The following is a 10,967-nucleotide window of genomic DNA, read 5'->3' on the forward strand; positions in this document are numbered from 1 at the left end:
CGTCTGCGGCATGACGGTCGATCCGGCCACCTCGAAACATCGCTTCGCTCACCGCGGCGAGACCTTCCATTTCTGCTGTGCCGCCTGCCGGACCAAGTTCGCCGCCAATCCCGCGAAATATCTCGACAAGAAAGATCTCGACAAGAACGGGCCGCAGCCCGAGGTCGTCAAGGGTGCGATCTATACCTGCCCCATGCATCCCGAAATCCGGCAGGTCGGCCCAGGGAGCTGCCCGATCTGCGGCATGGCGCTGGAACCGGAGATCGCGAGCCTGGACGCATCGCCCAATCCGGAATCGGCCGACATGACCCGGCGGTTCTGGACCGGCGCCGTGCTGTCCGTTCCCACGGTGGTCCTGGAGATGGGCGGCCATTTCGTCGGCGGCCATGGGCTGATTGATCCGAGCCTGTCGAACTGGATCCAGCTCGTCTTCGCGACACCCGTGGTGCTGTGGGCCGGTCGGCCATTCTTTGTGCGCGGCTGGCAATCGCTTGTCACGCGCCATCTCAACATGTTCACGCTGATCGCGATCGGCACCGGGGTTGCTTACATTTACAGCATCATCGGCACCATCGCACCACAGCTTTTCCCGACGGCCTTCCGCGGGCACGGCGGCGCGGTCGCGGTCTATTTCGAGGCCGCCAGCGTCATTACCGTGCTGGTGCTGCTCGGCCAAATGCTGGAGCTGCGCGCGCGCGAGGCGACGTCGGGCGCGATCAAGGCACTGCTGCAGCTGGCGCCGAAGACTGCGCGTCGCATCGATACTGACGGCGCCGACCATGAGGTCGAGATCGACGCCCTCAACGTCGGCGATCGGTTGCGGGTACGGCCGGGCGAGAAGGTGCCGGTCGACGGCGTGATCCTGGACGGCCGTTCCGCACTCGATGAATCGCTGGTCACGGGCGAATCCATGCCGGTCACCAGGGAAACCGGCGGCAAGGTGATCGCGGGTACGCTCAATCAGTCCGGCGGCTTCGTCATGCGCGCCGACAAGGTCGGGCGCGACACGCTGCTCTCGCAGATCGTCCAGATGGTCGCCGATGCGCAGCGCTCGCGAGCGCCGATCCAGCGATTGGCTGATCGGGTCGCGGGCTGGTTTGTGCCGACCGTGATGCTCGTTGCCGTCGCGGCTTTTGCCGCGTGGGCAACCTTCGGACCAGAACCCCGGATGGCGTTCGGCCTGGTCGCCGCCGTCAGCGTCCTGATCATCGCCTGCCCCTGCGCGCTCGGCCTTGCGACGCCGATGTCGATCATGGTCGGTGTCGGCCGCGGGGCGCAGGCCGGCGTGCTGATCAAGAATGCCGAGGCGCTGGAACGGATGGAAAGGATCGACACTCTCGTGGTCGACAAGACCGGCACACTGACCGAAGGCAAGCCAAGAGTGACCGCGATCGTGCCGGTCCCCGGACTTGACGACAACGAGATCCTGCGGCTCGCGGCCAGTGTCGAGCGGGCGAGCGAACATCCGCTGGCTGATGCGATCGTGCGGTCGGCGCGCGAACGCCAGCTCGCGCTTGGCCAGGTCGACGGGTTCGATGCGCCGACCGGCAAGGGCGCGACCGGCAAAGTCGACGGCAAGATCATCGCGATCGGAAACGCAAAATACCTCGCATCAATCGGCGTCGATACCGCTGCACTCGACAGTGAGGCCGAACGGCTGCGCGCCGACGGTGCAACCGTCATCGCGCTTGCCATCGACGGCCGCCTTGCAGGTTTGTTTGCAATCGCCGATCCCGTCAAGCCGTCGACGCCGGAGGCCTTGAAAGCGCTGGCCGCCGAGGGCATCAAGGTGATCATGCTGACTGGGGATAATCGGAGCACGGCGAATGCCGTGGCGCGCCGGCTTGGAATATCCGATGTCGAGGCGGAGGTGCTGCCGGATCAGAAGAGCGCGGTGGTCGCGAAGCTGCGCAAAGCCGGCAGGATCGTCGCCATGGCCGGCGACGGCGTCAACGACGCGCCGGCACTGGCCGCGGCCGACGTCGGCATCGCCATGGGAACCGGCACGGACGTCGCCATGGAAAGCGCCGGCATCACATTGTTGAAAGGCGATCTCGGCGGCATCGTGCGCGCGCGAAAACTGTCGCAGGCGACGATGGGCAATATCCGCCAGAACTTGTTCTTTGCCTTCATCTACAACTCGGCCGGTGTCCCAATCGCCGCGGGCATTCTTTATCCCGCCTTCGGCATCCTGCTGTCGCCGATCATCGCTGCGGCCGCGATGGCGCTGTCGTCGGTCAGCGTGGTCGGCAACGCCTTGCGGCTACGCGGGACCCGGCTCTAACGCGATCCGCGTTAAGTTCAAGCAGCTTTCGCGGCCGGCGCGCGGGGCAGGCCGGCGCGCGCCAGCCCGCCATAGAGCGGCTCGTTCGGCATCTCTGCGCGCAGGATCGCGCGCACCGCGATCAGCTTCTCGATGTCGATGCCGGTTGGAAATCCCTTGCTCTCGCACAGGAACACCAGGTCCTCGAACACCACATTGCCGGTCGCGCCCGGCGCGAACGGACAACCGCCGAGGCCGGCCAGCGAGCCGTCGAGAATTCGCGCGCCCGCGTCCAGCGCGGCGGATGCATTCGCAATCCCCATGCCGCGGGTATCATGCAGGTGAACGCAGATCGGCTTTGAACCGGCCAACCGCACGGCCGCCCTGGTCAGATCGCCGACCTGTTTCGGCCCGGCATAGCCGACGGTGTCGGCGATGCCCACGGCGTCAACGCCGGCCGCAAGACATTTCTCGACCAGCCGCAGCACTTCGTCGGGGTCCACCGCCCCGGCGATCGAGCAGCCGAGCGCCATCGAGATCGCGGCATGCACGATCGGCTCGTGCGGACTCGCATCGCGCAGTTCGCACAGCCGCCTGATATTGGCGATCGCCTGCTCGCGCGAGCGATTGGCGTTGGCGTGGCTGTGCTCCTCGGTCGCCGACACCACCGAGGCGATCTCGGCAACGCCGGAGGCCAGCGCCTCGTTGACGCCGCGCTCGTTGAGCGCCAGCACGATGCCGTGCGCGCTCGGCAACTCGGTGACCGCCTTCACGAGTTCGCGGACGTCGGCAAATTGCGGAAAGGTCTTCGCCGGCAAGAATGAGCCGACCTCGAAATGCCGGACGCCGGCGGCATATTCTTCACCGATCCAACGCTGCTTCGCAGCGGTCGAAGGAAAACTCTTCACCAGCTGCAGGCCGTCGCGCAGGCCCACTTCGCGCAAGCTGATGCGGCCCTCGGGATAGACGTCTTGAACCCGGATCATGCGCGCCTCCCAGCGGCTTTGGCGGTGGACGGGATTTCAGGGAGTTCGAGTTCGGCGCGCACCGCCAAGGTGTCGGCCCCGAGTGCGGCCACTTTCAGGCCCTCGCCGAGATGGGCGCCGTTCCACTCGACAGGCAGGGCCGGAACGCGGAACGCCGTGCCATCGGCGTCGACGTTGTTGACCAGCCCGCCAAGGCGCAGCACGTGGGGATCATCGAACAGATCCTCGGGACGGTTGATCGGTGAAAAGCAGATGTTGAGCCGATCGAGTTTCGCGCAAAGCTCGGCCATGGTGCAGCGCCCGATCGCCTCGACCGCGCGCGGGATGATCTTCGCGCGCGCCAGAATCCGGTCGGTCGTGGTGCACAGCGTCGGATCCTCGAGGAACTCCTGCAGGCCGAACTCCCGGCAAAAGCTCTGCCAGTGGCCTTCGGTGACGACGCCGATAAAGATACGATTGCCATCGGCCGTAGCGAAGATGTCGTAGATCGGCCAGGCATGCTCACGCTCGGGCATCGAGCGCGGCTTGTTGCCGGTCATCTCATATTCCACCATGTGCTGGGCGACCAGCAACAGGCAATTCTCGAACAGGCCGATCCGGATGTCGGCGCCCTCGGTGCGGCCACCCCGCTTCTGATAAAGCGCGGCGAGGATCGAGATCACCCCGAACATGCCGCCCATGATGTCGTTGGCGGACGAGCCCACCCGCTGCGGCTTTTCCTTCGTGCCGGTCATGGCGGCAAGGCCCGACATCATCTGCACGACTTCGTCGAGTGCCGGACGATGTTCGTAGGGACCGGACAGAAAGCCCTTGTGGCCGGCGACGATCAGATGCGGGTGGCGGCGATGCAGCTCGTCGCTGCCGAGCCCCTGCTTTTCCAGCAGGCCATCGCGAAAATTCTCCAGGAACACGTCGGCGGTCGCCAGCAGCCGGTGCATGGTCTCGCGATCCGCAGGAACATCGAAGTCGAGCACGACGCTGCGCTTGCCCCGGTTGAACAGCGGGAAAAACGACGTTCCCATGCCACCGAGACTGCGGGTCTTGTCGCCCGCGGGCGGCTCGACCTTGATCACCTCGGCCCCGAGTTGCGCCAGAATCATGCCGCAGGACGGGCCCATCACCATGTGGGTCATTTCTACAACCCTCACGCCGTCCAGTGGCAATCCCGTCCCGGCCATCCCTGTCTCCCGTGCCATTCGATCTTTGGCCCGCAGACTAGGCCTCCGGACCGACCAGGGACAACCCAATCTGGCGAAGGGACGCATTGCGTGCGCATGGCCCGAACCGCAGGGCGGCATGGGAGCTCCGCGACCGGCGGGTTCGCCAACCGTGATGCGTCGACATCAACGGGGCAGGCGACTTTGCCGAAACATCGGTTCGATGCTTGCCGGCTCGAAGCCGCAGAATTTTCGCAACGTCTCGAACAGCACCGACGTATCCCCGGATTTCGCCAGGATATGGCAGGCGCCGGGGCGGCCGTGGATGGTCCGCTTCAGGTCTTGAACGGTCACTTCGTTGAGTTGCCGTCCGGACAAGACAATGACCGGAATTCGGGCGGTCGCCTGCGATGTACGCAGTCGCGTCAGGAAATACAGCGCGTCGCCGTTCGGCATGAAATAGTCCGTCACGATGACGGCGGGCTCCTCGCGGGCGGCCATGCGGAGGCCGTGAGCCGCATCCGGCGCATAGGCCACATCGATCCCGCATTTGCCAAGCCGGGTCGAGAGCAGCCGGTTGATGTCGTCGTCGTCATCGACAAGCAGCACACGAGGGCGGAGCCGGACGGGAACCGCCTCGGGCATGTTGCACTGCAGAATCTGCCCGGCCATGCGAGGCTGGATTTCCAGCAGCGCCGATTCCAGATCGCTCCAGAAATTCGGCCCCTTGCGCGCGTAATAGGCGCCGAAGCCTTCACACCGCTCCAGTGTCTCCCGATCCCTGCTGCCCGTGATCACGATCACATTGACCGGTGACCGGTCCGGACCGAGCAGATGCGCGCAGGCTGACAGGCCGTCGACCTCGGGCATGTTGACGTCGATGACGATGATCTCCGGCTTGGTCTTGTTGGCCTTGAGAAGCGCCTGGATTCCATTGCAAGCGGTATCCACGCTGAAGCCCATGCGCGCGCAATGGTCCGCCAGCAGTCGCAGCACGCAAGGGTCGTCATCCGCGATGAGCATCCGCGGGGCCTGGTGGGCCGAACGAAATTCGATGATCTCGGGTTGGGCGACGGGCCGGTCGATCTCGAGTGCAGACTGCAGCATGGTGGCGCTCCTGTTACCGATTGCCGGGTTCGTGACAGAAAGCTGCCCGGCATTTCGACGTCGATCTCAGCGCCAATGGACTAATGCTTGGCTAAGGTTTGGCTAGGTACTAGCGCGTAACCGCCTGCTCCGGCTGACGGACCAGGTCGGACGGCGCAAGCGCAATGAGGCCGTCGAGCGCACCTGCGAGCATCTCGTCGGATCCGGCGGCAGTCATCCGGTCGAGAGCGGCATCCTCCACCGCCGCGGCGGCATCGCTGATTTCCGGAAATCCATAGATGCCGCCGGCACCGGAGAGACTGTGAGCGAGCTGTTTGATATGATCCAGCGTCTGCGCCGGCGCCATGCCAGCCCTCAGTGCAGCCTGATGCGCCGACAGCGCCGCGATATCCCGGCGGACCCGCAGCAGGAAACGTGCCCGCAGGTCCTCAAGCGGATCGACCAGCGGCTGGAGGTAGGTTCGGACTGCGGCCGCAAGCGTCATCGGATCGAACGGCTTTGCGATCACACCAATCGCGCCGAGCGCGCGGAGGCGATCGAGCTCGCGGGCCTGTGCCCGGGCCGTCATGAAGATCACGGGAATGCCGGCCGTGCTCGGATCGCCGCGCAGCGCAGCGAGGGTCGCGGGTCCATCCATCACCGGCATCATGACGTCCAGAAGGATGACATCGGGATTCCACTCCGCGGCAACCACCATCCCTTCGGGGCCCGATTCACAGCTTCGAATCGCAAAGGTCGGATCGAGCCCGAGCGAAATCTCGATGATTTCACGAAGATCGGCTTCGTCATCGATGTGAAGCACGCGGATTGCAGCCATGTTGATCTCCTCATGCCACCTGCGCGGGCAGCAGTGCCAGACGGTCGCGGACGGCATGTTCCAGTCTTTCGAGCGGAGAGTTTGCCTTGGACAAGGCGGCGCCGATCTGGACGCTGCATGGCGCCTCGAGGGCGTGGCTCGAGAACACAATGACCGGAATGGGGTTGCCGACCGCATCACGAAATTCCGGCAGCAAGTCGAGACCGGAGTCGTCGCCAAGCGCAAGATCAAGGATCACGAGATCGACATGACGGCCGGCCAGCGCATGCAACGCTTCCGCAAGGCTGTCCGCCGATTTGACGTCCGCCAGTGCGCTGAGCTGGCGCGCGACCAATGCGGCAACCTCGGGATCATCGTCGACGTGAAGGACGAGCGGTCGCGCGCGCTGCGCGGAAATGGCGGTCTGAAGGACTTTGACCAGGCGCGCGAAGTCGATCGGCTTATCGAACCATTCCAGGATATCGAGGAGAGGCGCGCGCACATCCTCGCGCCCGCGCCCGGGATCCCCCGAGATCACGACGACCGGCGTCTTGCTGTTGTGTGGCTGAGCGCGCAACTGCACGATCAAATCCATGCCGTCGGCGTCGCGGAGCCTGAGATCAACGAGGATCGCGGCATAGCGGGTGGCGCTGACGCGCATGATCGCAGAATCCGGCGTGTGGGCGAAGTCGACCGCAAACCCGGAAGGACGCAGCCGTCGACGCACGGCCTTCGCCACGGCAGGGTCGTCGTCGCAGAGCAGGAGCCGCGGCGGGGATCTGTCCAGGTCGACATCTATTTCACCGCCGGCGCTACCATCCCAGGCCGGCAACTCGACGAAGAAGACGGTTCCGCAGCCTGGCGCGTCGTCAAAGCCGATCTGGCCGCCAAGCCGTTCGACGATCTGTTTCGCGATGCTGAGGCCAAGCCCGGTCCCTCCCTTGCGCCGCGCGCTCGTCCCATCGGCCTGTGCAAATTTCCCGAAGATGCGCGGTTTGAATTCCTCCGGAATCCCCGGACCCTGATCGCGCACGGAAACCCGGCACAGCTGACCCAGCTTTTCCACGGCGATAACCACCTCGCCTTCCCTTGGCGAGAATTTGACCGCATTCGACAGCAGGTTCGTGAGGATCTGCGACAAGCGATCCGGGTCCGCGCTGACTTCGGCCTCACTCGAACCGGCCTTCAGCCGCAAACGAACGGCGAATTCCCCGGCAAAGCCCCGATTATCCTCTATCGCCTGCTCCACGAGCTGACGCAGGCCGACTCGGGCGAAATTGAACACGACGCGGCCGGACTCCAGCTTTTCGATATCCAGAATATCGTTGATCAGGCGAACCAGGCGCTGGATGTTCTTATGAGCAATTGAAACCAGACGTGTCGCCGGCTCCGGCAGATTGTTCGACCACTGACCGATCAAGAGGCCGAGCGATCCGGCGATCGACGTCAGCGGCGTACGCAGCTCGTGACTGACGGTTGCGACGAATTCGTCTTTCAGACGCTCCATATGCTTGCGCTGACTGATATCGACGATGACGCCGAGCACCAGCAAACGACCGCCGGCCTGGATCGGGTTAAGGCCGACTTCGACTGGAAACTCGCTACCATCTTTGCGGCATGCGAACAAATCACGACCCGCGCCGATGGACCTGCTTTCAGGTTTGGACGAGAAATGCTGGCGATGGCGGCGGTGCTGTGCCCGCAGCCGCTCCGGTACCAGAATGTCGACCGACTGCCCGATCAGTTCATCACGCGGATAGCCGAACTGGCGCTCGACCTCCGTGTTGACCATCACGAGCTTACCCTCGTGATCGATCATCACCATGCCGCTCGGACAGGCCTCGACGGCAAGTCGGAACATCTCTTGCGCGAAGCCCTGCTCGGCGATGTACGGGCTTATGGTGGGCATCGGCTTGTCCAGTATTTTGAAAGGTTCGCGCTAAGCACCGGGCGGCTCTGGCAGCGCGGATCCAATGGCGCCCAGCAGGGCGAAGCGAACGAGCTCCGCGGTATTCCTGGCGCCGAGCTTTCGCATGACTTCCGCGCGGTGGCATTCGAAGGTCCGGTAACTGATGTTCATCAGCGCGGCGCCTTCCTTGTTGGAATAGCCCTCGCTGACCAGGCGCAGGACCTCGCGCTCGCGTCGAGTCAGCGATTGCAGCGAAGGCTGGCGCAAGTCGCCGACCGTACGGCTCGTGGCCTCGTTTCGCGATTTACCTTCGGGATCGCTTGCTTTCGACCACCAGGCAATGGCGTCGCGCGCCTCGGTGACCGCCGTCTCCTTCCGAAGCGGCGCCTCGAAGGCGTCGCCCATGCGATGGACCAGCGAGCAGAGCTGCTCGGCTTCCTGGACGGCGCTTTCAACGACTCGCTTGACCCGCTCGGCATCAATATCCGTGCCGGCAAAGCGATGGCTGTTCTGCTCGATGTATCCGATATAGAGAATGAGGGCAGTTAGCGGTCCATTGAGTTCATGCGCAATCGCAGCGCCGATTTCGCTTGCCGAGTACGCACGCGGCTCATCGAGGGGACGCACCGCAAGATCGGCGGCCGCCCGCTCTTCACCAGCCGGCCTCTCCGATGGAAATGCGGACATCACTTTCTCCGTCTGCGACAATGTACCCATCCTTCAACAAATTGGCGATTTAATCGGGGGCCGTAGGCTGCCGCTCGAATCGACAGCCTCTATCAGTTGCGCGGGCCTGAACGGCTTGCGCATGCACAACGTGGCGCCCCGCTGCGTTGCCATTCCAAGATAGTCCACCGGTTCGATCGAGCTCCGGAGTCGAAAACCCGACATGGCGATGATCGGAATCGACGAGCCGCTGCGGACATATCCGATGGCATCGAGCCCGCTCAATCCCGGGAGGAAGATATCGATCATCACGACGTCAAAAACCGACTGCCTGAGCGTTTGAATGCCGGCATAGGCGCGAGATTCATGAACGGTCTCGTAGTTGAAGCCGGCCAGGATGGCCCCGATCGCTGCGCCGACACAGGGATCATCGTCGATGACCAGGATACGCTTCGGCTGCGTCGCGGGATGACGAATCCCATCGGTGATCCCTGGCGGCGAGAATTCCATGAGAGCCTCGCGTCACGCGCGCTAATATCAGCTTTCGCGATTCAGTCTCGAAGGGCGAGTCTGGCTCGATCCCGCTGACCCGGGCGTTAAGTTTCTGTTCCGTACAAACACGTAATCAGCGCATGAGAGATCAGTCACACGTACCAGTGTGCACCGTGCCGGGCACTTGAGGGCCGGCCTGAGTATCACGATTGCCGGCGGCCACGTTCGGGCGAGCGCTTGGTTTTTCGAATCAAATTGATCGGGAAACGTGCCCCCCGGTTAATTCCTCTGCTGAACACTCGCATCAAGGCAACAAGAGGAGGAACGCATGTATACCGATCGGTTCGAGATGTGCGTGGCCAGGGTGCGGCACCGCTTCGCGACAACGCTCGAGAACAAGATCGAGACGACGATGATGTCGGCCGGCCGGATGTCGCGCGGCGACAGCAGTGGGATCAAGACCGTCTCGAATGCCTATCGGCACTTGCACGGCATCTACGGTGTCGGAGCAACGGTGGGCTTCGCTGCGACCGGCGAAGCCGCGCACGCCGCCGAATCTGCTCTGATACAGGCCTACCACGAAGAGCGCGGTCTCACAGAGACCGAAGTCAGGAGCCTGAAGCAAGCGCTCGCGCGGTTGCGGGATGTCGCCGCGTCAGAGTTGCGCGTGATGTATCAGCGCGGCGGCTAGCGGGCGTTTTTGCCAGCCGGGGACCGGCAGAACCACGAGCCCGCGCGTGTCACGGTCGGCGGGTCTGCTTGCGGAACGGCCCTTGCCGATGCCGTCGAACATGTCTACCTCTCGCGGGGGTTTTCGCTCGAGGATAGACCGCCATGCTGGACGCCGCCGTCAAGGCGCTTTCGCAAATGCTATCGCCGCCGATGCGTTCGATCCTGTGGCGGTCGATCGGGCTCGCGCTGGTGCTGATCGCCGTGCTTGCGATCGGGCTGCAGCGTCTGTTGGGCTGGTTCGCCAGCCACGGCGAGACCTGGGCCGAGACCATGCTTGGCCCGGGCTTCCATACTCCGCTCAATCTGCTCGCCTGGATCGTCTCGATCGCGGCCGGCCTCGGCGTCGTGCTCGGCGGCATCTTCCTGATGCCGGCGATCACCTCGCTGATCGCCAGCTTCTTTGTCGATGACATCGCAGACCATGTCGAGCGGGAATATTATCCGGCGGAACATCCCGGCGTCGCGCTGCCGCTGACGCTCGCCGCGAGCGAGGGCGTCAAGACCGCGCTGCTGACGATCGTCGTCTATTTAATCGCGTTGCCGTTCATCTTCGTCGCGGGGGCAGGGTTCCTGGCCTTCTTCATCGCAACCGGATGGCTGCTGGGCAAACAATATTTCGAGCTGGCGGCGATGCGCTTCCGGCCACCCGCGGAAGCCAAGCTGATGCGCAAGGACAACGCGACCACCATCTTTGCCGCGGGGCTCATCATCGCGGCGTTCGTGTCGATCCCGGTCGTCAATCTGGCGACGCCGCTGTTCGGCATGGCCTTGATGGTCCACATGCACAAGCGTCTCTCGGGTTCGCGGCCCGAACTGATCGAGCCGCGGCGCCAGAACCGGGTCCCGAGCGCACGCTGAT

At 64.0% G+C, this 10,967-nt stretch carries 9 protein-coding genes and 1 pseudogene; 3 read left to right on the plus strand and 7 right to left on the minus strand.

What is annotated here, in order from left to right:
* Positions 1-2,284: heavy metal translocating P-type ATPase (locus tag WCB02_RS17815; RefSeq protein ID WP_423959991.1), on the plus strand; the 2,284-nt coding region annotated here is incomplete at its 5' end.
* A gap of 17 nt (positions 2,285-2,301) precedes the next feature.
* Here WCB02_RS17815 and WCB02_RS17820 read toward each other — a convergent pair.
* The 7 genes and pseudogenes from WCB02_RS17820 to WCB02_RS17850 form a co-directional block, all read right to left on the minus strand.
* Positions 2,302-3,249 (minus strand): hydroxymethylglutaryl-CoA lyase, encoded by a 948-nt coding sequence (locus WCB02_RS17820; protein WP_423959992.1) that lies wholly within the window; start codon positions 3,247-3,249, stop codon positions 2,302-2,304.
* Positions 3,246-4,427: a CaiB/BaiF CoA transferase family protein gene (locus WCB02_RS17825; protein WP_423959994.1), complete on the minus strand. Its 1,182-nt coding sequence runs from the start codon at positions 4,425-4,427 to the stop codon at positions 3,246-3,248. The genes WCB02_RS17820 and WCB02_RS17825 overlap by 4 nt, the downstream gene beginning before the upstream one ends.
* A 165-nt stretch (positions 4,428-4,592) precedes the next feature.
* Entirely contained in the window at positions 4,593-5,513 is a 921-nt protein-coding gene (locus WCB02_RS17830) for a response regulator (RefSeq protein ID WP_423959997.1), read from the minus strand.
* A 109-nt stretch (positions 5,514-5,622) separates the two neighbouring features.
* Positions 5,623-6,330: a response regulator gene (locus WCB02_RS17835; protein WP_423959999.1), complete on the minus strand. Its 708-nt coding sequence runs from the start codon at positions 6,328-6,330 to the stop codon at positions 5,623-5,625.
* A 10-nt stretch (positions 6,331-6,340) separates the two neighbouring features.
* On the minus strand, positions 6,341-8,218 hold the full coding sequence (locus WCB02_RS17840) for an ATP-binding protein (RefSeq protein WP_423960001.1): 1,878 nt from the start codon (positions 8,216-8,218) through the stop codon (positions 6,341-6,343).
* A gap of 30 nt (positions 8,219-8,248) precedes the next feature.
* Positions 8,249-8,461 (minus strand): annotated as a pseudogene (locus WCB02_RS17845) (helix-turn-helix domain-containing protein); the annotation flags it as partial.
* Between the two features lie 477 nt (positions 8,462-8,938).
* Positions 8,939-9,394: a response regulator gene (locus WCB02_RS17850; RefSeq protein ID WP_423960003.1), complete on the minus strand. Its 456-nt coding sequence runs from the start codon at positions 9,392-9,394 to the stop codon at positions 8,939-8,941.
* A 310-nt stretch (positions 9,395-9,704) separates the two neighbouring features.
* Between WCB02_RS17850 and WCB02_RS17855 the strand changes: the two genes are divergently transcribed.
* Both WCB02_RS17855 and WCB02_RS17860 read left to right on the plus strand, forming a co-directional pair.
* A complete protein-coding gene (locus WCB02_RS17855) occupies positions 9,705-10,067 on the plus strand; it encodes an Hpt domain-containing protein (protein ID WP_423960004.1) in 363 nt (120 codons plus the stop codon).
* A gap of 143 nt (positions 10,068-10,210) precedes the next feature.
* Positions 10,211-10,966 carry a sulfate transporter family protein gene (locus WCB02_RS17860; RefSeq protein WP_423960007.1) on the plus strand — a complete coding sequence of 252 codons (756 nt, stop codon included), beginning with the start codon at positions 10,211-10,213 and terminating at the stop codon, positions 10,964-10,966.
* Position 10,967 lies beyond the last annotated feature (1 nt).

The organism is Bradyrhizobium sp., assembly GCF_049581145.1.
Classification (GTDB): Bacteria; Pseudomonadota; Alphaproteobacteria; order Rhizobiales; family Xanthobacteraceae; genus Bradyrhizobium.